Origin of the sequence: Tunicatimonas sp. (assembly GCF_049647865.1) — a bacterium.
Lineage (GTDB): Bacteria > Bacteroidota > Bacteroidia > Cytophagales > Cyclobacteriaceae > Tunicatimonas.
In genome coordinates this window covers 1-22821 of record NZ_JBARYM010000222.1, presented here as the reverse complement: position 1 = coordinate 22821, position 22821 = coordinate 1, and the positions used below count along the sequence as shown (strand labels likewise).

Below are 22821 nucleotides of genomic sequence, written 5' to 3'. Positions count from 1 at the left end.
ACTATGTAAAAGGTAGTGCCGTGCATATCATGGCGGCCCAGAAACTCGGAGGCAATCGTAAACAGCATAGTCAATACAAAACCCGAAGCCAAGGCAAAGCATAATCCAAGTAAGCGACGGTACCGGTCGTAGTTGATTCCTTGGCTCACCATTCTGTTTTTGACCGATAAAACCGTTACAATGGCACCAAACTGAATGGTAATCATACCCAGTAGCAGTACCGTGTGGGGGGGCGAAAGTATGGTTACATCCAATCCGTAGGTATTATGCCACCAATCATCAAAGGGAGCTGAAGTTAGCATAGCAAAGGCCCCCCAGATACAAAACAGCGCACCCAGTGAACCGCGAAAAATGCTCCAAAATTTTATGCTCTCTCGCTTCTCTTCCGGTGTTCCGAAAAAGCTAACCTTAAGAACACGAATACCCGAAAATATTCCGGCCAATACTCCCCCAAAATAGATAGCCAGATGAGGCGGGGAGAGCAAGCCATCGCGGCCAATACTGGTATGCCAGCTAATGTCCCACACCAAACCTACCATAATACTAACCGAAGCTAGTACGGTAGCGTAAAGGTAAACCGGGACAGAAGCACTCTTATTGGTTGTAACTATTCTAGCAGCGGATTGAATAGGCGGGGCAAGCGTTTCCATAGTGTACTATTATCAAGTTGACTAAAATTATGAAAATTAGCTATAATTGCAATAGCGGTAGATAAAAGGAGCGATACTGTTTTGACGAATTCTCGTGCTTAATTTTTTATCTGAATGAACTTTTATAATTTCGGACTTTCAGTAGTGTGCCGCTTAGGTTGCATTATTTTACGCTTAGCTACTTAGCTAAAGTTTTTAGTTAAGCAAAAGAGAGATTGAATATATGAAAATCTTCGGATTCGTTTTTTCGCTAGTAATTACGTTGGCTTTGACCATCGCCCTAAGCGTAAAAATCGGATCGGTACCTCCCTTAGGTCATTTCCTCGATCCTTTTCATGGTTTTTGGCAGAACGCCGAATCGAAGGAGCTGTATGTTGATCCTACAATTTCCGCTTCGGTACGGCAACCTGTTTCGGTAGTATACGACTCCCTACTGATCCCTCATATTTTTGCCGAAAATGAGTACGATTTGTATTGGACTCAAGGGTTCGTGCAAGCTTCGCACCGTTTGTGGCAGATGGAGTTTGTTACCCACGTGGCAGCCGGAAGAATTTCGGAGATCGTGGGAGAGCGAGCCTTAGAATTTGATCGGGCCCAGCGCCGAAAAGGATTGTCTTTTGCCGCTGAAAATTCCTGGCAGCAAGTCCAGAAAAACGATACGGCTCGGCAAATGCTGGAAGCTTACAGCGATGGTATCAACGCCTACATTGCGAGTTTAAGGTACCAGGATTATCCTATAGAGTATAAATTGTTGAACTATCAGCCTGAACCCTGGAATCCACTAAAATCATCGCTACTGCTAAAGTATATGGCCGAAGATTTAGCGGGCAGCGATGGAGATGTAGAGAGCACAAATGCTCTAAAACTATTCGGAAAGGAAAGCATGGATCGCTACTTCCCGGTGTTTTTGCCAGAACGTGATCCCGTTATCCCCACGAAACATGAGTGGGATTTTGAGGCGATGCCAATTGATACCCCCCAGATAATCTACCAGGATAATACGCTTTATACCGAAACCATTGAGGAGCCTAATCCTGACAACGGTAGTAATAATTGGGCGGTTAGTGGTAGTCGAACCCAATCTGGCAACCCTCTGTTAGCCAACGATCCGCACTTGGGATTGGATTTGCCATCCATATGGTACTTAGTACAATTGAAGGCACCGGGAGTAAATGTTTTTGGGGCAACGCTTCCTGGGTCTCCCGGAGTAGTAATTGGCTTTAATGATTCTATTGCATGGGGAGTAACCAATGCCCGGCGGGATGTGAAAGACTGGTATAAAATTACGTTTACCAGCGACCTGCGGGATGAATATGAATTTGGTTCGCGACGACTAAAAACTCAACAGCGAATTGAAGAAATAAAAATACGAGGAGCCGATACGTTTTACGATACGGTTATTTATACCCATTACGGCCCCGTAGTTTACGATCAGAGTTTCCCTAGAAAAAGTACAGCATCGGTTCCGCTTAACCATGCTATGAAGTGGGTAGCCCACGATCCTTCCGAAGAAGTCGTCACTTTTTACGAGCTTAACCGCGCCAGCAATTACCAAGATTATGTGAGGGCTCTCAACCATTATCGTAGTCCCGCGCAAAATTTTGTATTTGCTTCTACTGCTGGTGATATTGCTATGTGGGTGCAAGGGGCTTTCCCGGTCAAATGGCAGGGGCAGGGTCGATACTTAATGGATGGAAGCCACCCTGAACAGGAGTGGAAAGCATTCATTCCCCAAGAACACAATGCTTACGTACGAAATCCGGAGCGAGGATTTGTGAGTTCGGCTAACCAAATTCCTGCGGATACTACTTACCCCTATTATATTTATGACTACTCTTTCGAACACTTTCGCAACCGTCGCATCAATAGTCAGTTAGCCCGGAGCCGAAAAGCCACGCCAACCCAGATGATGGAACTGCAAAACGATGTCTATAACCAGAAGGCATCGGATATACTTCCGCTAATGCTCGACAGCTTAGACCTGTCAGCTCTATCGGCGCAAGAAAGGGATAGGTATGATATTCTGCGACGCTGGAATTATCGGAATACCGTAAATCAAGCGGCACCCGCTATCTTTCGGGCTTGGTGGCGCGAACTAAAAAAACAGATATGGGATGAATTTGCTTTAGAAGAAATCACGCTGGATTTACCTACCGATGCGGCTACAATTTACGTGATGAAGCAATTTCCTAACGATACTATTTTTGACTCTAAGCTTACTTCATCGCCGGAAACCATCAATGACCTTATTCAGGAATCGTTTTCGGTAGCGCAGCAGGAGATTCAGAATTGGGAAGAAGTACACGGCATTGCGGTAAACTGGGGAGACTATAAATCTACCAGCATTCAACATATGTTGCGGCTTAATCCAGACCCTTTTGGTGTAAGCAATGTGCCGGTGGGGGGCGGGCGCAATATTATTAGTGCTAATAGTGAACGGCACGGAGCTTCTTGGAAAATGGTGGTTGAGCTAGGTGAATCAATTAAGGCTTGGGGAGTGTACCCGGGCGGACAATCAGGAAATCCGGGTAGTTATTTTTATACAAATATGGTTGACACTTGGGCGAAAGGGGAGTATTATTCAATGAAGTTTTACCAATACCCTGAAGACAACCCCACTTCCGTTTTGGCTCGTCAAACCATTCAGCCACAATCTACCGAATAAGCCTATGAAGTTTGTTGTTAAAGTTGTACTAATTGCTGGACTTAGCTACATCGCTGAGCAGTTTCTGCCGTGGTGGTCGGTAGTACTATGCGCTTTTCTAATAAATCTGTTAATACCTACCAAAAGTTTTAACGCCTTTATCAGCGGCTTTTTAGGTGTAGGGTTATTGTGGCTGGTTTTCGCTTGGATGATCGATAGTAACACTGATAGTATCTTAACCGAAAAAATTGCCCAACTTTTTCAGCTAGACCAATCGGGCTTAGTGGTGGCTGCTACGGCGGCCATTGGCGGACTCGCGGGGGGTTTTGCCGCGCTAACCGGAAGTCTACTCCGTACCATCAATCAGAAGGAAGAAATAAAGCCAGGCTACTATTAATAATTAAGTGTTGGCTGCTACTGGCTTTTCCTCTACATCTTGCGATTTAGAAGAAACTATCAGTGAAGGATTTCTTTTAAGTAGCTTATGGTATTTCTCTATCAGATAGTTAGCTCGCTCAATAGGTAGAGATGAAACTATTCCGTTTCCATTTCGGGCCCGAACAACTTGTTTGCCTTGCGTATTGGCTTGTTGTACGGAATCTTCATAGTGCTGGCCAAAGTACATAATGTACTCCTGCTCAGTTAAAAATACGAACCTTTTAATTTCAGTATGCGACGTATATTGTCTCATTATGGTAGGTAGTTTGTGTGTATAGTGCAATGAGAATCTAAAATACTAAATGAACGGGCAAAAAGATAACTATCGTAGAAATTTAACACCCGCCGAGAAAAATATTAATCCTAATATTGCCACGATAGCGGTCTGAAACCCACCAACTTCCACCTCAAAGACAGAGGCAGTCCCCTTGAGTACTACATAGACCGAAAACAGCAAGATAGCAGTGCCTAGTAAAGTGAACAGAATACCGAAAATTTGTTTGACGCCCATAGCAAATCAGTGTAGGGTGCAATTATACACACTTCAGAGCAGAATAGTTATATTTTGGTGAGAATCTGGCAAAAATAGTCATTTATTCCATCAGCCGGATTCCTTCTTTCCCTTCTAATTGAATTTTACGTTCTTTATACAAGCCACCTATTGCCTTTTTAAATACCTTTTTGCTCATACCTAGCTCTTCTTGAATTTCCTGAGCGTTGCTTTTATCGTGCAAAGACAAATGGCCGCCTGCCTCCTGCAACTTTCTTAGTAAATTAAGCTTAGCCTGCTCAGTAGCATCGCGGCCCGCCGGAAAAGTTGTTACATCAATTTTATCGTCTTCCCGGATCTTTTTTACATACACCGTGAGTGATTCACCGCGATGAAGTTCCGTGGCACAATCACTGTAAAACAGAAGCGCGTCGTACTGTTGATTCAATATTACTTTATAGCCTAAATCAGTTTTGTCGTATGCTAAGGCGGTGGCAACTTGCTGCTCTTGTAACTCGGAAGTATCTTTTCGGAAAAAAGGTTGAAGCTTAGAAACGGCAATTAGCCGCTCAGTACGGTGGTCTAGCACAATTCGTACTACCACTTGGTCCCCTTCATCTACCGGGTACAACTGCTCTTTTTTTGGTAATAATAAGTCTTTTTCTAATCCCCAATCAAGAAAGGCCCCGAAGGAGGTAGCTCCCACCACTGTAAGTACCGCAAACTGATCTACTTCGGCAATGGGTGTTTCGGTAGTAGCTACTAGCCGATCTTCCGAGTCGGTGTAGATAAATACATTCACTGCTTCCCCGATTTTCATTTCGGGTGTAACGTATTTTTTGGGTAATAGAATATCCTGAGAACCTTCGTCGGTCTTCGCCTCTAAAAACAACCCGTGCGGACTATCGCGAAGAATCGTTAAATTATTAAATGTTCCAATGCTTAACATGCTGCAAAGTAAAACTAATTTTGGTTTAACTGGTTCAATAGTGAGACCATTAAACCCCTTCTGATATAGCTTATGAGTGTCGAGGATTACGCGAAGCAAGGATACCAGCAGTTGCAGCAAGAGAATTATCAACAGGCATTAACACATTTCCAGCAAGCTCTGGCTGAAGAAAATACGCATTCGGAAAGCCTTTACGGAGCTGCCCGGGCTAATTTTAAGCTTACGCATTACGAAGAATCTATTCGAACGTTTGACCGGCTTATTAATCTGCTACCCAATAACGCTACCTACCGTAGCGAACGCGGGGTGGCTCTGCACTGGACGGGCAATAACCGGCTAGCGTTAGAAGATTTTGACCGGGCAGTAGAGCTAGAACCGGAAAATCCGTATCGCTACTCTAGTCGAGCCTACATAAAAGATCGTTTGCGCGATTATCAGGGAGCCGTTGATGATTATTCTAAAGCGATTCAGCTTGACCCGGAAGATGCTATTGCCTACAACAACCGGGGGCTGGTAGAGGAGAAGTTGGGATACATGGAAAAGGCAAAGAAAAGCTACAACCGGGCCGACCAACTCGACCTCCACAGTAATGGAAGCGCGAAGCCAACCGTTGAGCGGCCAGAAAATCAAACTTTTGACAATCAAGAATCAGCTAAATCGCTAAATGGTCAGTCAACTTCCCGTTCAAGGGGCTGGAAAGACTACTGGCCAGAGATACGCTCAGTATTTACTTCACGGGGGCAGTTCCGGGAGTTTGTTCAATTTGTACGTAATCCATTTCGCAAAACTCAGTAACTATGTTTGGACTATTTAAGAAAAAAGATCCACTGGAAAAATTGCAAGATAAGTACCGTAAGCTACTTGCTGAAGCTCATACGCTTTCGCAACGGGACCGCCGGGCAGGTGATGAGAAAACGGCTGAGGCGGAAGAAGTAGCCAAAGAAATTGACCGCCTAAAAAGCGAGAGAACATAAATTAATACCAACAGTCTAGCTAACCTTCTCGTTGAGAAACGAGTTTATTGAGTGCTTTGACCAACTTTATAAGCTAATGGACCTACGAGCAAAAGGAAAAAGTTTATTTGCAATTTTAAAAGCAACTTTCAATGAGTGGAATTCCGACGATCCATTTCGACAGAGTGCTGTCATAGCGTACTACTCCATTTTTTCGTTGCCTGCTTTGCTATTAATTATTATAAAAGTAGTAGGTCAAGTATTTGGGGAAGAAGCTATCCGGGGAGAGATTGCCGATCAGATTAGTAGTGCAGTCGGGCAGGAAGCGGCAGAACAACTACAAGATATTATTGCTAACGTAAGTCAACAGGGCGATTCAACTTTTGCGATTATTGTTGGTATCGGTACGCTGCTGTTTGGAGCTACCGGAGTGTTCGTTCAGCTACAACTTTCACTTAACAAAGTATGGGAAGTAGAAGCTAAACCTGAGTCGGGTATACTAAAGATAGCCCTGGATCGGGTATTGTCATTAGGATTTATACTTGGGGTAGGATTTCTACTAATAATCTCGTTAGCCCTAACAGCGGGTCTTCAAGCCCTGGGTAATTTGATTCAACGTTATTTGCCTGATTATCTACTCTACGTATTCCAGATAGCCGAAGAAATGATATCGCTGGGGGTGATTACTACCTTGTTTGCAATGATTTATAAATTTTTACCTGATGCTAAAGTAGAATGGCGTTCGGTATGGATTGGCGCAGCAGTCACGGCGGGATTGTTCGTATTAGGCAAAATTGGCTTGGGAATTTACTTTGGTCAGACGGAACCCGGTTCGGCTTTTGGGGCGGCGGGAGCAATTATTTTAGTATTATTATGGGTTAACTACTCCGCCCTCATTTTTCTATTTGGTGCTGAATTTACTCAAGTGTACGCTCGGCGAAAAGGACATAATATTGAACCATCAAACCACGCCCAGTGGAGTGCCGAACGCCGATTAGCCGATTATAAAAGTAAGCATGATATTGAGCAGGAGAGTGCTTAAGCTAGTCGAATCTTGAGCATCATCTAAGCTATAGGCACATGTTTCATTGAACAAGATTTTATTAATCTTCAGGTTTGCTATGGCTCTAAGTTTGCGTGTCAATATACCCTAATTTTTAGAGATACTACTGCCAACCAACAACCCAACAATACTACAACCTAATCCCCAGAGTAAGCTAGGAAATTCAGTAGGAACAGCATACTCGAAGATTAACCAGCCCGTCATGCCCAAACTGATAGAAAGAATAGCACCAAGCTCATTCGCCTTCTTCCAATACAAGCCCGCCATAAGCGGTATAAACAAAGACACTAAGCTTAGTACGGATGATAAAGCAACTAAATCATAAATATTAGTTTTGAGCGAAGCCATTACCGTTGAAGCTATGGCTACGGCAATTACAGACCCTCGCAGTACACGCAACAATTGAGCGTCGCTACTAATCCTCCAGTGAGGCTTAATGATATTCTCGGCCAAAATAGTTGCGGGGGCCAGTATGGCTCCGCTCGTGGTACTCATTATCGCCGAAAGCAGTGCGCCGAAAAATAAGATTTGTAATCCGATTCCCGTATGCTGAAGTACTACTGTAGGTAATAAGAGCTGAGTATCAGAGACTGATGTAAGCAGTGAAGGGTAAACCTGCACCGCACACAGACCAATAAAAAGGGGGATAAATCCAATGGTCAGATACATTCCCGCTCCAATGTAAGACGCTTGCACCGCTACTTTTTCGGAACGAGCCGCCATCACTCGTTGAAAAACATCTTGCTGAGGAATGGAGCCCAAGCCAATGGTAATCCAAGCGGCAAAGTAGTGAAGTGAATCAGTTAAAGAGGGTTGAGGAATTGCCCGGAAAAAGCCGTCGGGGGTATTAGCAATCACTGCCCCAATTCCTCCGGCGGAACTTCCTAGCTCTACCGCTAGAAAAATCAGTCCAATTACAATAACTACAGTTTGAATAAAATCGGTAATAGATATTGCCCATAGACCACCAATGTAGGTATAAATAAGCACTACAGCGGTGCCGATCCAGATACCGCCCAACGTAGGAATTCCGGCGACTGCCTGAAATAAAATGCCTAGTGCCACCAGTTGCGCCGCGATCCAGCCAAAGTAGGAGGGCACCATACACAGACTAGATAAGAATTCCACTCTTGAGCCAAATCGGTCGCGATAAAAATCGCAGAAGGTAAGAATATTCATTCGGTACAATGGTCGAGCGACCAATAGCCCTACCAACACCAAACATAAGGCTGCACCGAACGGGTCTTCAATGACTCCCAACAATCCGTGTTCAGCAAATTCAGAGGAAGCTCCTAGCACGGTTTCGGATCCAAACCAAGTAGCAAACAGTGCTGAGGAAGCTAGTACTAACGGAAGTCTTCTTCCGGCCAGCACGTAGTCTCGACTGCTTTTTATCCATCGGGAAGAAAAAACCCCAATTAGAATCGTGACTAATAAGTAAAATATGATGGATGCAAGCAGCAATACCCTAAGAACTGAGTTGAGACGGTAATATTAAAAAATTATTGACGCTGAAGCTTCAGACTTTCCGCTCAAATTTAGCAAACTGATTATAAATACGAGTCATCTCTTGAACTAAATCTCGATCTTCTTGGGGCGGGGCTTGTTCAATAACTATGTAGCCGGAGTAGTTTTTATCAATCAGGGCCTGAATAATTTTCTCACCTTTGGTTACGCCCTCTCCGTAGGGTACGCTTTTATACGTTCCGAATGCCACTACATCCTTAAGATCGATATGGTTAATTTTATCGTGAAAGCGTTCAATTACATCAAAGTTGCTCACGCTGGCTCCATCGAAATGTCCCATATCCAAGCACATTCCCACGTGAGAAGAGTCAACTGCTTCGAAGATTTTCTCGTAGTCTTCAATATTTTCAATATTGTTGTTCGCGTGGTTTTCTACCGCAATTAGCACGTCCATTTCTTCAGCTGCGGGAGCGAGTTCTTTCAGTACTTCAATCACCGTATCAAGTCCGCCTTGCTCACCACGCCGGGCACCAGTAAATTTTACCCGACGGCAACCCAAGGCTTTAGTCTTTTCCATAAGCCACAGTTTATGCGCGGTGTCTTTCGCAGCTTGCCCGCCGAATGAGCTTCCCTGAAGTGAAATTGGCTTCAACCCATTTAGATAGCAACGTTCGCGAATACTATCAATACCGGTTAGACTCAAAGAGCGGGGGTGCCACACGTTGAATTCAATATTTCGGATGGGGGTTTGCGGGATAATTTCAAAAGCCGGTTTAAAAAACTCATCGCCAAAACCGTCTAAGCAGATGGTGGCAATCGCCAATTCTACTCCTAGCTTCTCCTGGGAAACATGTTCTTGGTTGATAGATGTAGTGCTCAGTCCGGCACCAGCGAGTAGTGCTGAACTTTTGACAAAATCGCGGCGGTTGAGATGAGAAGGCATATTAATTCAGGGAAGTTAGGTAAGCAATTAGATCATTAAATTCGGATGATGTCATGGTGTTCTCTAATCCATCGGGCATTAGCGATGAAGATACTGGGCCGTAGCTTTGGGGCTGCTCGTAGGTTACAAACTCTCCACTAATAGCCATAAGTTCTACACTAGTAGAGCCTACATCAATTTGCCTTCCTAGATGCTTCGCCCCTTGCTTATCGGTTACAAACCATCCTTGCCATTCGGGAGCAATTTCGGCCGAAGGTTCCAAAATAGCTAGAGCCAACTGTCGGGCTGATTTGCTATTGCCAATGTTGGATAAATCGGGACCATAGTCGCTGCCCCAGCCATCTACTTTATGGCAACTTTGACACTGGGCGGTTGCTGACTGAAACACTAATTTACCCCGAACCGGATTGCCGCTTTCGTCTACTGCTCGCTGCCACTGTTCATCGGATGATAGCCGATCAGCACTTTTGTCGCCGGAGCGGCAAAGCTGCCAGCGGGCTTGGGCGGCCGAGTTAGTAGAAGCGAATTGGGCTACAGTTTCTTCTATGCCTTCATCCCGGCAGCGACACAGGTATGCCACCGCAGTTTCGGTTAGCACGGAGTTATTTTCCGATAACAATTCTGAAATTTCGGTACAAAATGTGCCTGGTTGATATGACAAGGCTACTAAGGCTTCGCCTCGCACGCCCGGATCTGATTGGGAACTTAGTGCTAAATTTAGTATTGCATGAGCTGCTGAATCACTTCTAACCGTTCGTATTGCCTGCAAAATGGACGACTGCATGCGAGGCGAAGCCGTCGGTAGAGATTCTAGTAAGAATGGTCGGATAGCTCTAGTATCTTCTAGATAAGCCAGAGCGATTGACCTAATTTCTTCATTAATCTTTGTGTCTTTAATTAAAGAAGGTAGATAGGAGGGCGGTAAAACTCGCTGTATCTTTTTAGATTCTGGATCAGACTGGTTTTGGTACCCCTGAATAAACTCAGGTTGGAGGTGCTGTAATGTAGCTAGATAGGTTTCAAATAGAGAAGCAGGGATATTTCCGGCAGCGAGTAACCCTTTCACATCTTCACGCACGTCATCTCGCGACCGGCGAGCAGCATAAACCAGGGCCATTCGCTTTACCTCTTCATTTTCATCACGAAGTAGGGTTTGCAGTAAAGATTGAGGTAGCAGCTCAGAAGATTCTGCTGCAATAAGCACTGCTTCTAATCGTAGTGCTGGATCAATTTGCTGAGCGAGCTTCTGCACCATTGGCAAGTTCGCTGAATTCTGTAATTCGTAACGAGCGTTAGCCCGAACGAACGCATCCTCGGAAGAAAGTGCCGATACAAGGTGGTTTTTATTAGGAATCCGATTGTTAAATGGGCCTTTATTAATTTCTTCATCAGTGAGTGGTGTGGCTATTGGCCGCTTTCCTTCCGCCCGTAATCGCCAGATTTTACCTTGACCGTGGTTAGGATACTGACGAGTTACCCAATCGGTAATATACAGATCGCCCCGACTATTAGCCGCCAGTGCTACTGGATGAAAAGTGCTATCACCCTGCAATATAATTTCTGGCTCGCCTGTAACCGTACTTTGAGAAGGTTGTAAAGGCACCCTCACCAAATTATTCTCCTCCCAGATAGTAGAAATTATATTTCCGGTGTATTCTGAGGGGAAGCTAGTAAAGCTGGCATCAATCAGACCAGAAGGAGCTTCTCCTAGTCCGGCGGCGTAGGGGAGGGTTCCGGGGAGTTCACCATTCCAGGCTAAAAAAGGGTGTAGGCCACTACCGCCGTACAAAGACTGATAGCCATAATCACCACCAAACGTAACATCGACTAAGCGATTGGGCCCTCGGCTGTCGGGGTCGTTATCTATCAGCATCAACCGACCTTCTTTCGTAAATTTTATATCAAAAGGGTTCCAAAATCCGGTAGCTACTTCTTCTAATTCACTACCATCAGAACGACATCGGAAAACATTCCCACCGTCACCATAACCCTCAATTGATGAACTATCTGAACCTATAATTCGCCAGGCCAAACTACTCGTATTGCCCCGAGAAATATAGAGCCAACCGTTAGGGGAGTAGGTGATTCCTAATATTCCCGCGTGATCATAGACGCTTTTTGGAGTGTGCATCGCCAGCAATTGGGTAGTTTGGTCGCTTGCACCGTTGCCATCCGTATCTCGGTAAGCTACTACCTGATCTTTCTGAACTAAAAACAGGGTATTTTCTGATCCAAAAGCCAGATTCATTCCGTCGGTGATACTATCGGCGTAAACTACCCAACTTTCCGGAATACCATCATGATCATCGTCTATTCCTTTTTTTATGCGGTCAAACGCAGGCCCTCCGTAATCGCTCGGGGGAGAGTGAGTGTGTGACTCTAGGACGTAGAGTTGATCCTGATCGTCAATAGCTAGTCCAATAGGCGTAACGATTTGCGGATTTTCAGCAACTAATTCCAGTGATAAGCGAGAATCTACTACCTCGGGGTACCCGGTTTCTTCTGCTTCTGGCTGAGTACACGAAGTAAGTATCCATATCATTGATAGCCAGCCAATTGTCCAAAAGCTTATTTTTGAAAAAACGTATTTCTTCTTCATTTGTACCTTCTTCAGAGCATTCTCTTATGATTGATATTCAGAAGCGAGGCTTTCCCGAACCTTCTCCAACAACTCTCGGGTTTTTGAAATGCCTTCCTCTTCTAGTCCGTTACCCTCGTATTCTACGCCAACAAATCCCCGGTAACCATGATCCAGGACAATACGCATCATTTTTTCGTAGTCGGTATGAGTTTCGTTTCCCTGCTCATCAAAATCGTGGGTTTTGGCACTCACTGCTTTGGCGTAAGGCATCAGTTCCTCTACTCCCTGGTAGCGGTCGTACTCTTCATCGCAGGGTGGTTCAAGATTTTCGGCAGTTGGCAGGTCTCTTTTTACGCAAAAATTACCAAAGTCGGGCAGCGTGCCTACGCGATCATTTCCCGCCATTTCCATTACTCCGGCCAACCATTCGCCGTTACTAGACAGCCCACCATGGTTCTCTACTAATACATTAATGCCCGCACTATCGGCGTACTCACCTAGTTTAGCTAACCCATCGGCCGCTAGTTTTTGTTGTTCTTCGTAACTGCCACTACTTTCAGCATTGACGCGCACGGAGTGACAACCCAGATATTGGGCAGCATCTATCCACTTGTAGTGGTTTTCTACCACTTTCATACGCTTAGCTTCATCCGGGTCACCTAGTGCACCTTCTCGGTCGCACATAATTAAAAGTGCTTGGGTTCCTGCATCGGTACAAGCTTGTTTAAGATCAGCCAAATACTGAGTGTTTTCGGCCTTATTGTAAAAGAACTGATTAACAAACTCTACTCCTTCAAATCCCAGATCACGGGCTTTCTGCGGAAACTGGAGCGTAGTTAGTTTACTATTGGCAATAACCCGCTCGTAGTCGGTGTCGTAGAGTTTAGCTCGCTCGGGCCAGGGAAGTGCTTGCATGGCCGGATTGAACAACGCTTTGTTTAATGACCACTGAGCTAAAGAAATTCGGAAGAGTGATTCAGTAGTTACAGCAGGGGAGGCTTCTTCTGCTATAGTCTCGCTTTGTGTAGTGTTGGATGAGCAGGCGTAGCCAAATAGTCCGGCACCGGTAACGATTAAAGATGATCGCTTAATAAATATTCTTCGTTGCATGAGTATTTTTTTGCCCTAATTTACAACTTTACTTGTATTACAGAATTCGAAATGGAACTATTGATTGCCTTACTGCTAGTTTGCTCCATTACTTGATCAGTCAGTAATAACGAATAGAGGTGAAATTACAAACTGATAATGATCGATTTGATTGGGCATTATGCCTGGAAGAATAGCTAATTACCTTTCTTAACAGTAGATCAAATTTCGTATTTTAAAGGAAGTAGTATTTAAGTAAGGAGTAACATTTGCTAAATGGCCTATTAAATTGCAGAAAATCGGCAGACGTAAGTTGAGAATATTATATAACTCGCAGAATATAACTGATCCAAGAATTTCTCCCTCAAATAGATTAGAGGAGCTGTCTGGAAATTCAAATGCTTACTACAGCATTAAGATAAATAACCAATGGAGAATTATTTTCTAGTGGGACAATGGGCAGACACTAGAAGTGGAAATGATTGATTATCATTAAATATGAAGCAGTTACTAAATACTCATCCCAGAGAAGTTTTGCAGGAGGAATTTTTGATTCTGCTTTAAATTTCGGCATATAGGTTATCCGAGGAAATAGGTATACCTCAAACCAGAGTGAGCGAAATCATCAAAGGGCGTAGAAGAATCACTACTGATACAGCTTTAAGACTGAGCTACTACTTTGGAACAAGTGCTTAATTCTGGTTAGGACTACAAAATGATTATGATATAGAGGAAGAAATTAAAGTGAAGAACCCTATACTAGAAAATAGAAAGAAGTATGAAGATAACGTGGCATAGTATCGCATAAATACTATTCTCCAATAATACCTTCACTAGTGCCCACGTTGACCGTTGCGCTAAAGTCCGAAAATATCCGACATATTTCGGTCAAATATACAATCTGTAATAGGAAGGCGTTAACGTAGCTACACCCAAATATCCCCCCGCAAGTATGTTACTGCCTGACCAATCAGTTCGGTGCGGTCGCCGTGGTAGATGCAGATAAGTTCGCCTTGTCGGGAAGAAAGCTGTTGAGCGGTTAATTCAGTTTTATCTAATCGCTTAGCCCAGTAGGGGGTAAGGGTGGTATGGGCTGAGCCAGTCACCGGGTCTTCGTCAATACCGTACTGCGGGTAAAAGCAGCGAGAGACAAAATCTACGTCGTTACCGGGGGCAGTTACAATGGTGCCGCGCACCTTCCCTTGCGCCAGCGTTCGGAAATCGGGCGACAAAGCTTCCAGTCGCTCCTGCGAATCAATGACTACTAAAAAATCTGTCTTTCCACGAAAGGTTTCAATTGGTGTAAGTTGTAAACCTTCTAGCACTTCGGTTGGAGCTTCAACCCTAGTAAGTGGATCGGTAGGGAAGTCCATTGCGTAGCCTTGCTCTGTCTTTTTTACTTTGAGAATACCACTACGGGTATCAAAGGAAAGTTCGGGGGCGGTATGACCCAACTCAGAGTACATGATATGAGCCGTGGCTAAAGTAGCGTGGCCGCATAGATCTACCTCCGCCACCGGAGTAAACCAGCGAAGATCAAAGCTTTCGCCATGTTTAACAAAGAAAGCCGTCTCGGCTAGGTTATTTTCACCAGCAATGGCTTGCATTAAATCATCCGACAGCCACTCGGTAAGAGGACAAACCGCAGCCGGATTTCCCCCAAATACGTTAGAAGTAAAAGCATCCGCTTGATAGAGGGTAAGTTGCATAGATAGTTACTAAATTGTTGCTAATAGCCCATTGTTCACTGCTCACTCAGTGTTTTCAGTTTCTGAAGGAGCGTTTTCCAGCACCCATGATTTTCCCCAGTTGTCCTTTTCTTGGTCAGTCCATAGTTCAGGAAAGAATATAATGCGCTGATAACGAGGGGGAAGGTACTTTCGCCAGTTGGTGCCTCCGGTAGCTGGTTTTTCTTCTTTGCCATTCACCAGATAGCGAACAGCGGTTCTAAAGTGAGCTAATGGCCAGTATACATTCGCTAATTGATCGTAAGTACGTAACTCATCGATAATCTGCTGAGCGTGAGGAGCACTTTCTTGGATGAATGGCTCTATCTGCAGACGTAGATTTCGGTTACGAAATTTTGCTATCGTCGCCAGTAGCATTGGATCATATTTTTCCTCAAACTGCTGTAGGGTGAGCGTTTTTTTGCCGGTTTTCGTATCGCGCGAGCCTGCTTTCCAATACAATTGGTCTAGGTACTCTTGATCGGTGCTTTTGGATGAAAGCCACAGTACGTGGTCAGGGTCAACCAAATTAATAGCATCGGTAGAATTGAGTTCAATGAGCCGATACTGGACGGATTGAAACCCGCTAGAGGGTATCAGTGCCAGCCGAAAATCATTGAACTGCTGATACTCCATTCCTTCAGTCATAACGGAAAACGAGCTTTCTAGCTGCTTGAAATAGCGATTCAAACGCTGAACCTTATTTAAAAATACCTTGGGTTTAGTAACTGAGCCATCCGTTAGTTGATCTAACTCCCAAAGAATTAATTTAAAATAAAGCTCGGTAATTTGATGGTAAGCGACGAAGATCATTTCGTCTTTAATATCAGTCTTGGGCTGTTGTAAACTAAGTAGCGTTTCTAGTTGCACGTAATCCCAGTAGGTGAGATACTGGGCGTTTATCATACTGTCCAGGTAATCCGAAAGGTTCTGGTCATTCTGCTCGTACTTGGCTGATAGTTTTTCTAATTTATCCAGTAATTCAGGAGACAAATCTTGTTTTTTCATGATTGAGCGTATATACGTATCTATTGAACGGCATGCTCAGAGCCAATGTTACGGAGCAATTAGATAGGAGTCTGGGTGAATGGGGTAGAATAGAATCTAACAAAAATAGTGCAAGCAGTCAGTAATTTAAATGTTTTCTGATTATTCATTACACATTGGTCTTTATAAAGTCTCGTCCACTAAGTAAACCAGATGCCACTTACGCTGTATGGGCTCAAAAACCATTTTGAAGTAGAAGCCAGCTCCGGGAGTATAGATCTCGTCGGTGGCTAGTGTGTCGGTAACGGATAGGTTTCGTTTAAACTGAGTAGAGTCGAGATCAAAATCTTTAAGCATAATCCAATCGGTCCGCTTCCATTGGTAGGTCGAGTCTTGAATTTCAGTGGTAGTTCGTTCTCCGGGAAGGGGAAACTGTACCCGCTTCATCTGAAACGAGCTGTCGGTTAAGAAGCGTTGATAAAAATCTTGAAAATTCTCACTAGCACGCCCTACGTTGACCGAACGACAGGATGATACGTAAAAAATAGAAGCAATCAGTAGCCAGCGTGTTATCTTTAGTAGCTGCATAAAGTAGGTGCGAGTTTCTACAAAGATAATCTTTTTAACTAACCTTTCATTTCGTAGTTATTGGCCTACTGTGAGGTGCTTGCTGAACCAATTTTATAAACTCCTTTCGAAAGCCGGACGAACTTAGCTAAGCTCCATTTGGCGGATGCTATCGAGGGCTTCTTCAATCGCCTGCTGGGTAGCTTTGGTAGGTTCGCAGAGCGGTAAGCGTACCTGGGGCGAGCAGTAACCTAACCGTTGCATAATGGCTTTGACCGGAATAGGATTGGTTTCCTTCATGGTCAGCTTCATTAGCGGTAGTAGGGAGTAAAACTGTTGTTGGGCAGTAGCCAGATTTCCGTCTAAATAATTTTGTACACAACGACATAAACTCGCTGGTACACAGTTAGATACTACTGATATCACCCCATCGCCGCCGCAGGCTAAAATTGGTAAGGTGAGCGCATCATCCCCGGAAAGCACACAGAAGTCGTCGGGCGTATGCTGAATCACGTCCATAATTTGGGCCAAGTCACCGCTGGCTTCTTTTACTCCAACAATTGACTTGTGCGTGAGTAATCTTAGCAGAGTTTCTGTCTCCAGATTGACAGCGGTGCGTCCTTTAATATTATAGATGATAATAGGTAAATCGGTGGCGTGAGCTATTGCCGAAAAGTGACGATATAAACCTTCTTGGGTAGGTCTATTGTAGTAAGGGTTAATAACCAATTGACCATCGGCCCCGGCGTCTGATGAAACCTCGGCAAACTCAATAGTTTCTCGGGTGTTATTTGATCCGGTTCCGTGAATTACCTGGCAACGTTGGTTCACCACTTGCACCGAGCAGCGGAGAATTTCTTGGTGTTCATCGTGAGAAAGCGTAGGGCTTTCACCTGTTGTTCCTACGAACACCAATCCGGTAATGCCTCCGGCAATTTGTTGTTCTATAATTTTCTCAAATGCTACCCAGTCAATTTCGTTAGAAGGAGTGAAGGGAGTAATTACGGCAGTGTAGGTTCCTTGAAAAAGTTTTGCCATCAGAAAAAATTTTTGGCAATTACCGATGATGCGGTGTAAATTCCAAATCAGCAACAGTAGTGAGGAGTGAACTATGTGCGGGGCACTCCTTGCGGGGAATGATAAACAATAACTAATAATAGTCAGAACCAGCCATCGAACAATTGAATAATCGAGCAATATGAGTACATTCTTGGAAGAAGTTAGCCAAGCTATTCTTGAAAAATATACCACTGATTTGCAGCAGCTTACGGTTGTGTTTCCTAACCGACGAGCAGGTTTATTCTTTCAGCATATTCTGGCGCGCCAAGCGAAGCAATCTGGGTGGGCGCCTCGTATTATTACTTTTGAAGAATTCGTCGCTGAGCTTTCCGGATCGCGTACGCCCGATCATCTCACCCTCTTATTTCACCTTTATCAGATCTTCACTAAAGAAAGTAATAGTCAGGAAACTTTCGATCATTTTTACTTCTGGGGTGATCTTCTGCTGCAAGATTTTGATGCAATTGATAAAGCTTTGGTCAAAACATCTGACCTATTTGCTAATCTCAAAGACCTAAAAGAGTTGGAGGCGAACTACGATTATCTTACGGAAAATCAGCGCAACGCCATTACCCGGTTTTGGAAGAATTTTCAGCACGGTCAATCTACTTCTTCAAAAGAGAATTTTTTGCGCTTTTGGATCATCCTGCACCGAGTATATACTTCGTTTACTCAGTTTCTTCAAGATAAAGAGTGGGCTTACGAAGGACTGATGTTACGCCAGCTTGCCGAGCGGATTAATTCAGGAACTTTTGCTACTGATTTTCAGCAACTTGCTTTTGTGGGATTACATGCGCTGGCTCCGGCGGAAGAAAAATTGATAAAGTGGTTTATTAAAGAAAAAGACGCAGATGTTTTTTGGGATGTAGATGACTACTATATTCGCCACCCTCAGCACGAAGCCGGAACGTACTTTCGCCGCTACCAGCGTGATCCGCTGTGGAAAAACACGTTTCCAAACCCTTTGCCTCAACAGTTTTTTAATCAGGCGCCCCGAAGTGTGCAGGCAGTTGGTATTAATTTGCACGTGGGTCAGGCAAAGTACGCTGGGGCTATTTTGAAAGAAATTAGCCAGCAACCCGGGTTTATTCCCGAAAAAACAGCAGTAGTATTGCCGGATGAAAATCTGTTATTTCCACTGTTACATTCGTTACCACCTGAAATTAAGCGAGTGAACGTAACGATGGGCTATCCGGTACGAAGTACGGCTCTTTATAGCTTAATTGAACACGCTTTGGCTCTTCAAGAGGAGAAACGCTTCAACTCGGCCACTCAGCAGTACGAATTTCACCATTCCCAAGTCTTATCGTTGCTACGGCATCCTTACCTCCGACAGTTGTCCCCTGATATTTCCGATGACTTGGGAAGAAATATTGAAAAACGAAATCAAGTGTATGTCAGCGAAAAGTACTTAAATCAGCATCACCTTTATGCTATCGTTTTTCAGCCCTTAGTGCAAGCGGAAGATACGTTCGATTACTTATTGCAATTACTGCAAAACATTTACCGAGAGACCGATAACCGGGATGAGTCTAGCGACCAATTGGCTGTGCCACTTTTAGAGCAGGAATTAGTGTATCAATTATCAATTCAAGTAAACCGCTTAAAGGCACTTACTCAAGAGCATCAGCTCAATTTAACCCCTCAGTTACTAGTTAGAATTTTCCGGCAATTAATGCAAGGGTTACGACTTCCATTTACGGGTGAACCACTTCGAGGTCTACAGATAATGGGTGTACTAGAAACCCGTAACTTAGATTTTGACAATGTGATTATTTTGTCGTTCAACGAAGGCGTGTACCCTAAGTCTGAGACTGTAAACACTTTTATTCCGGGAAATTTACGGCGAGGCTTTGGGCTGGCTTCCGTAGACGAACAAGATGCTATTTACGCCTACACCTTCTATCGCTTGTTGCACCGTTCCCAACGAGTTCACTTGCTGTATAATACCGCTGACGGTGTTGGACAGCAGGGTGAAATGAGTCGGTTTTTGTATCAATTGTTGTACGAGTCGGATGCTAACGCGGATGGTTCGGTTCAGTTTCCTACCGCTCAGGGAGATTTTGCGGTAAGTCAAAGTAACTTGGGCAGTCCGGTACAAACCATCCCGCCGCAACCAATTATTATTGAGAAAAATGCCGATGTGCTCGAGCGATTGCACCGCTATACCTGTCAAGCGGATCACCCTCCCCAACGTAGTCTTACTCCATCGGCACTAAATACCTACCTCGACTGTCGATTGAAGTTTTACTACAAATACGTGGTTGATTTGAAAGAACCGGAAGTCGTGCAAGAAGAAGTTGATCCGGCGGTATTTGGCAACTTATTGCACCGGGTTATGGAGCTAGTTTATCAATCAGTAATCAATGATCAGAATCGGACAGTTACGGCAAATGTTGTAGACGAGTTGAAAGGGCAACAGTTGACAAAAGCAGTAACCGCGGCTTTCAAAGAACATTACGGCCAGCCGGAGGGTGCTGAATTTAAATTAGACGGACGAAATCTGATTGTACATGATATTGTACTGAAAATGGCGCGGCAGATTCTGGCGATGGATTCCAAATATGCTCCTTTCGATATTATTAGCCTAGAGCGCGATAAGGGGAGAGGTTACTTTTGGGAAACTACTATTCAGAACGAAGAAGAGGAAACTACAACTGTAAGCTTACGAGGTATTATTGATCGTATTGATCAAAAAGATGCTACTATTCGGGTACTAGACTACAAAACCGGGCGGGATGAAAAACAAACGAAGGACTTAAGTTCGCTATTTGATCGGGAAAATAAACAACGCAATAAGGCTGCTTTTCAGGCACTATTCTATGCCTTACTGTACCGTCAGCATTCGGCCGAGGGAAAGATCGTACCCGGATTAGTTAACGCAAAAGATTTATTCAGCCAAGACTTTGATTCTCGGATCTACGTGAGTAAGCAGGCCGTGAATGATTTTGCAGCTTGGCAAGAACCCTTTATTGAAGAGTTGCACACTCTTTTGCAAGAATTATTTGACGCAACAGTAGCGTTTAACCAAACCGACGATCTACGCAAATGCTCATTTTGCCCTTACGCCAAACTTTGTTACTGATTAAATCGGTCAATCTGTATAACGAAATGACTTTCTGTTTTTGTTGAATCTCAACGGAAACCTACGTTATTTTGTGACTGTTACCAGAACAATTTTTTTTCCATCTAACCTAAAAGGATATGTCATCAACTAATGGAATAGGTATTTCAGAAAATCGCCGTGTAGATAATCAGAAAAATTTAATACTTCAGCGGCGGTTACTGTATTATGCGCATCATACTCAGTTCATTAGCCATCGGATCGATCAGCTTGAACGAGAAACTTCGCTAGAGAAAATAATTGAAAATAGCTCGGTAGTCCTTTCTCTCAGCGGAATAATATTAACATTTGTAAGTAACCGGCGGTGGCTTCTGCTTTCTTTGCTAGCTTCCGGGCTATTTTTTCTAAAGAAAGCGCCCAAGGATAATCAAATACAGCAACTGTTACAGAATCAAGGTTACCGATCGGAAAAAGAAATTCAGCGAGAACGGCAAATTCTACAAGCTTTACGCGGTGACTACGATGCTATTGGTGCTTCCGACCAATTGCCGGAAGACCGGGTTCGCCAAATTATTAACAATATTGATGTATAATTTTTAGTAACATTCAACATTTTCGGGCCTACATCAGCGAATTTGTCACTCGTGACCTATTTATCTTACATAGGCTTTTCAGTAGGAATTTCTGGTTTGACATTCTTACTGCTGTAAGCAGGACAAGTGTATTTAGGGGCACAAGCGTATGAACCAAGTGCTATTGTTAAAGCGATTAGCAATGTAGATTTCTTCATAATATTCTTCATTTTATTACAAATATACATAAAATAGTACATATGTAAAAATAATATGAATTTTGTTGTGATTATATCATTAAGTTACAACCTCGTATCTCAGAATTATCGTATCGGCCCAAAACCTCAAAAGTGTTATTGGATACGACTCGTCCCAAATCTTTCGTTTCAATAAAAGCACAAGAGTCTACATTTGCTAAATCAATAATGTTTATGCCACCCTGCTTTCCGCTTTTCACATAGGTAAAAGGATCATAAATATCACGAATTATTACCTTTAACCACGGCGGTGAGGTAAAACGTCCCAGTTTATAGGCATAAGCTTGCGAAAGAAGTTCCGTCATCCCGTATTCAGAGGCTACTGAAGCTATCCCTAGTTTTTCCTGAAGTATCTGGTGTACTTCGGGTCGGGTTAGCTCTTGCCTTTGGCCTTTCATTCCTCCGGTTTCCATTATAATAACTTCCGGCCAATTGAGAGAATATCGTTCGGCTAAGTCTAGCAGGGCAAAAGTAACTCCCAACAGTAGTACTGAGCCTTTTGTTTGTCGAGCTTTTTCTACGGTATCAATCAACTGCTGATAGTTATTTAGGTAGAAACCAGAATAAGGAGATTGACTTTCACGAATGAAATGATCAGTCATTGATACCAACGAGGCATTGTTTCGTTCTAGATAGGAGGGAAGTAGCGCAAAAATATGATAGTCCTGAAGCTTACCCCACAGCTGGGCGAAAATTGCTTCACAAACTTGATGATACCAAGCTACGTCAGGAACGTAGTGTTTACTTCGGACTTGATTGGTAGTACCACTGCTTTCAAAAATCTGGACTACTTCAGAATCACCACCACTGAGTACACGGTGGTACTTAAAAAACTCTATCGGCAAACACGGAATTTGTTTAAAATCATCAATTTCATTCGGATTAACTTTCAGATAAAACAGATACGCTCTATAAATTGGATTATGGTGAGCTTGCCAGTGGAATAGTGCTAATGCTAGTCGCTCAAATGACTCAGCGTTTGCTTGTAGAAGTTGGCTTTTAAACGAGGTAGAAAAATTCATCAAGAAAAGTAGCGTAGCTTATATCAAAAATCAACTCAATCGCGTTATATTGACATCAAAGATTAGACGTACACAGTTGTATGAAACTTAGCTCCTATATATTTAGCCTCTTCTTCTTGACAATAGGGTTTTCTGCCTGCGTAGACGAACCTGAATTCTCAGTGGTACCCGCCGTTACCAATATTGAAGAACTTTACTTCGTTGATGCTGTAGGAGGACGCGATTCATTGGTGATTAAAATTTCTTTTGAGGATGGGGACGGAGACTTAGGTCTTGATGCCCGAGAGGAAGATTTTATT

The 22821-nt window shown here is 43.7% G+C and carries 20 protein-coding genes and 3 pseudogenes; 10 read left to right on the top strand and 13 right to left on the bottom strand.

Translation table 11 applies throughout. The annotated features are described in order from the left end of the window. Positions 1–650, bottom strand: a pseudogene (locus WBA23_RS06910) (hypothetical protein); the annotation flags it as partial. Positions 651–873: 223 nt separating this feature from the next. Between WBA23_RS06910 and WBA23_RS06905 the strand changes: the two are divergent. Then, on the top strand, positions 874–3315 hold the full coding sequence (locus tag WBA23_RS06905) for a penicillin acylase family protein (RefSeq protein WP_424581518.1): 2442 nt from the start codon (positions 874–876) through the stop codon (positions 3313–3315). A gap of 4 nt (positions 3316–3319) precedes the next feature. Beyond that, on the top strand, positions 3320–3691 hold the full coding sequence (locus WBA23_RS06900; RefSeq protein WP_424581517.1) for a hypothetical protein: 372 nt from the start codon (positions 3320–3322) through the stop codon (positions 3689–3691). A gap of 3 nt (positions 3692–3694) precedes the next feature. Here WBA23_RS06900 and WBA23_RS06895 read toward each other — a convergent pair whose 3' ends face one another. From WBA23_RS06895 to WBA23_RS06885, 3 genes are all read right to left on the bottom strand, one after another. Next, a complete protein-coding gene (locus WBA23_RS06895) occupies positions 3695–3985 on the bottom strand; it encodes a hypothetical protein (protein WP_424581516.1) in 291 nt (96 codons plus the stop codon). A gap of 69 nt (positions 3986–4054) precedes the next feature. Next, entirely contained in the window at positions 4055–4243 is a 189-nt protein-coding gene (locus WBA23_RS06890) for a hypothetical protein (RefSeq protein ID WP_424581515.1), read from the bottom strand. A gap of 82 nt (positions 4244–4325) precedes the next feature. Next, positions 4326–5171 carry a CvfB family protein gene (locus tag WBA23_RS06885; RefSeq protein ID WP_424581514.1) on the bottom strand — a complete coding sequence of 282 codons (846 nt, stop codon included), beginning with the start codon at positions 5169–5171 and terminating at the stop codon, positions 4326–4328. A 72-nt stretch (positions 5172–5243) separates the two neighbouring features. Between WBA23_RS06885 and WBA23_RS06880 the strand changes: the two genes are divergently transcribed. From WBA23_RS06880 to WBA23_RS06870, 3 genes are all read left to right on the top strand, one after another. Further along, positions 5244–5966, top strand: coding sequence for a tetratricopeptide repeat protein (locus WBA23_RS06880; protein WP_424581512.1), 723 nt, complete (start codon positions 5244–5246; stop codon positions 5964–5966). 2 nt (positions 5967–5968) lie between these two features. After that, entirely contained in the window at positions 5969–6145 is a 177-nt protein-coding gene (locus WBA23_RS06875) for a Lacal_2735 family protein (RefSeq protein WP_424581511.1), read from the top strand. 76 nt (positions 6146–6221) lie between these two features. Next, positions 6222–7166, top strand: coding sequence for a YihY/virulence factor BrkB family protein (locus WBA23_RS06870; protein WP_424581510.1), 945 nt, complete (start codon positions 6222–6224; stop codon positions 7164–7166). Positions 7167–7274: 108 nt separating this feature from the next. Here the strand turns inward: WBA23_RS06870 and WBA23_RS06865 are convergent, their stop codons facing one another. The 4 genes from WBA23_RS06865 to WBA23_RS06850 form a co-directional block, all read right to left on the bottom strand. Then, positions 7275–8651 carry a sodium:solute symporter family protein gene (locus tag WBA23_RS06865; protein ID WP_424581509.1) on the bottom strand — a complete coding sequence of 459 codons (1377 nt, stop codon included), beginning with the start codon at positions 8649–8651 and terminating at the stop codon, positions 7275–7277. Positions 8652–8706: 55 nt separating this feature from the next. Continuing rightward, positions 8707–9597, bottom strand: a complete 891-nt coding sequence (locus WBA23_RS06860) for a sugar phosphate isomerase/epimerase family protein (RefSeq protein WP_424581508.1) — start codon at positions 9595–9597, stop codon at positions 8707–8709. Position 9598: 1 nt separating this feature from the next. Beyond that, positions 9599–12139 (bottom strand): PVC-type heme-binding CxxCH protein, encoded by a 2541-nt coding sequence (locus WBA23_RS06855; RefSeq protein WP_424581507.1) that lies wholly within the window; start codon positions 12137–12139, stop codon positions 9599–9601. A gap of 81 nt (positions 12140–12220) precedes the next feature. Further along, positions 12221–13288, bottom strand: coding sequence for a sugar phosphate isomerase/epimerase family protein (locus WBA23_RS06850; protein ID WP_424581506.1), 1068 nt, complete (start codon positions 13286–13288; stop codon positions 12221–12223). Positions 13289–13550: 262 nt separating this feature from the next. Here WBA23_RS06850 and WBA23_RS06845 point away from each other — a divergent pair, with 262 nt between their 5' ends. After that, positions 13551–13715: a type II toxin-antitoxin system RelE/ParE family toxin gene (locus WBA23_RS06845; protein ID WP_424581520.1), complete on the top strand. Its 165-nt coding sequence runs from the start codon at positions 13551–13553 to the stop codon at positions 13713–13715. Between the two features lie 50 nt (positions 13716–13765). Beyond that, positions 13766–14065: pseudogene (locus WBA23_RS06840) on the top strand (HigA family addiction module antitoxin). 128 nt (positions 14066–14193) lie between these two features. Here the strand turns inward: WBA23_RS06840 and WBA23_RS06835 are convergent. The 4 genes from WBA23_RS06835 to dapA all read right to left on the bottom strand — a co-directional run bounded on the left by WBA23_RS06835 (position 14194) and on the right by dapA (position 17586). Further along, complete coding sequence (locus WBA23_RS06835) at positions 14194–14976, bottom strand: PhzF family phenazine biosynthesis protein (RefSeq protein ID WP_424581505.1); 783 nt, start codon at positions 14974–14976, stop codon at positions 14194–14196. Positions 14977–15018: 42 nt separating this feature from the next. Continuing rightward, the gene (locus WBA23_RS06830; protein WP_424581504.1) at positions 15019–16002 is read right to left on the bottom strand and encodes a tryptophan 2,3-dioxygenase family protein; all 984 of its coding nucleotides are present in this window, start codon (positions 16000–16002) and stop codon (positions 15019–15021) included. A 162-nt stretch (positions 16003–16164) separates the two neighbouring features. Continuing rightward, a complete protein-coding gene (locus tag WBA23_RS06825) occupies positions 16165–16569 on the bottom strand; it encodes a DUF4348 domain-containing protein (RefSeq protein ID WP_424581503.1) in 405 nt (134 codons plus the stop codon). A gap of 123 nt (positions 16570–16692) precedes the next feature. Next, positions 16693–17586 (bottom strand): 4-hydroxy-tetrahydrodipicolinate synthase, encoded by an 894-nt coding sequence (dapA, locus tag WBA23_RS06820; RefSeq protein WP_424581502.1) that lies wholly within the window; start codon positions 17584–17586, stop codon positions 16693–16695. A gap of 160 nt (positions 17587–17746) precedes the next feature. On the opposite strand from dapA, the gene WBA23_RS06815 reads away from it, so the two are divergent. Both WBA23_RS06815 and WBA23_RS06810 read left to right on the top strand, forming a co-directional pair. Next, positions 17747–20692 carry a PD-(D/E)XK nuclease family protein gene (locus WBA23_RS06815; RefSeq protein ID WP_424581501.1) on the top strand — a complete coding sequence of 982 codons (2946 nt, stop codon included), beginning with the start codon at positions 17747–17749 and terminating at the stop codon, positions 20690–20692. Between the two features lie 119 nt (positions 20693–20811). Continuing rightward, a complete protein-coding gene (locus WBA23_RS06810) occupies positions 20812–21264 on the top strand; it encodes a hypothetical protein (RefSeq protein ID WP_424581500.1) in 453 nt (150 codons plus the stop codon). A 268-nt stretch (positions 21265–21532) separates the two neighbouring features. On the opposite strand, the gene WBA23_RS06805 is transcribed toward WBA23_RS06810, so the two are convergent. Next, complete coding sequence (locus tag WBA23_RS06805) at positions 21533–22522, bottom strand: acyl transferase (RefSeq protein ID WP_424581499.1); 990 nt, start codon at positions 22520–22522, stop codon at positions 21533–21535. A gap of 80 nt (positions 22523–22602) precedes the next feature. On the opposite strand from WBA23_RS06805, the pseudogene WBA23_RS06800 reads away from it, so the two are divergent. Then, positions 22603–22821: pseudogene (locus tag WBA23_RS06800) on the top strand (hypothetical protein); the annotation flags it as partial.

Bases quoted from the DNA above. Each gene is read 5' to 3' on its own strand.
- WBA23_RS06815 (WP_424581501.1), top strand. From the start codon at position 17,747: ATGAGTACATTCTTGGAAGAAGTTAGCCAAGCTATTCTTGAAAAATAT.
- WBA23_RS06900 (WP_424581517.1), top strand. From the start codon at position 3,320: ATGAAGTTTGTTGTTAAAGTTGTACTAATTGCTGGACTTAGCTACATC.
- WBA23_RS06825 (WP_424581503.1), bottom strand. From the start codon at position 16,569: ATGCAGCTACTAAAGATAACACGCTGGCTACTGATTGCTTCTATTTTT.
- WBA23_RS06870 (WP_424581510.1), top strand. From the start codon at position 6,222: ATGGACCTACGAGCAAAAGGAAAAAGTTTATTTGCAATTTTAAAAGCA.
- WBA23_RS06855 (WP_424581507.1), bottom strand. From the start codon at position 12,139: ATGATATGGATACTTACTTCGTGTACTCAGCCAGAAGCAGAAGAAACC.
- WBA23_RS06850 (WP_424581506.1), bottom strand. From the start codon at position 13,288: ATGCAACGAAGAATATTTATTAAGCGATCATCTTTAATCGTTACCGGT.
- WBA23_RS06805 (WP_424581499.1), bottom strand. From the start codon at position 22,522: ATGAATTTTTCTACCTCGTTTAAAAGCCAACTTCTACAAGCAAACGCT.
- WBA23_RS06895 (WP_424581516.1), bottom strand. From the start codon at position 3,985: ATGAGACAATATACGTCGCATACTGAAATTAAAAGGTTCGTATTTTTA.
- WBA23_RS06905 (WP_424581518.1), top strand. From the start codon at position 874: ATGAAAATCTTCGGATTCGTTTTTTCGCTAGTAATTACGTTGGCTTTG.
- dapA (WP_424581502.1), bottom strand. From the start codon at position 17,586: ATGGCAAAACTTTTTCAAGGAACCTACACTGCCGTAATTACTCCCTTC.
- WBA23_RS06810 (WP_424581500.1), top strand. From the start codon at position 20,812: ATGTCATCAACTAATGGAATAGGTATTTCAGAAAATCGCCGTGTAGAT.
- WBA23_RS06890 (WP_424581515.1), bottom strand. From the start codon at position 4,243: ATGGGCGTCAAACAAATTTTCGGTATTCTGTTCACTTTACTAGGCACT.
- WBA23_RS06885 (WP_424581514.1), bottom strand. From the start codon at position 5,171: ATGTTAAGCATTGGAACATTTAATAATTTAACGATTCTTCGCGATAGT.
- WBA23_RS06875 (WP_424581511.1), top strand. From the start codon at position 5,969: ATGTTTGGACTATTTAAGAAAAAAGATCCACTGGAAAAATTGCAAGAT.
- WBA23_RS06830 (WP_424581504.1), bottom strand. From the start codon at position 16,002: ATGAAAAAACAAGATTTGTCTCCTGAATTACTGGATAAATTAGAAAAA.
- WBA23_RS06880 (WP_424581512.1), top strand. From the start codon at position 5,244: ATGAGTGTCGAGGATTACGCGAAGCAAGGATACCAGCAGTTGCAGCAA.
- WBA23_RS06860 (WP_424581508.1), bottom strand. From the start codon at position 9,597: ATGCCTTCTCATCTCAACCGCCGCGATTTTGTCAAAAGTTCAGCACTA.
- WBA23_RS06835 (WP_424581505.1), bottom strand. From the start codon at position 14,976: ATGCAACTTACCCTCTATCAAGCGGATGCTTTTACTTCTAACGTATTT.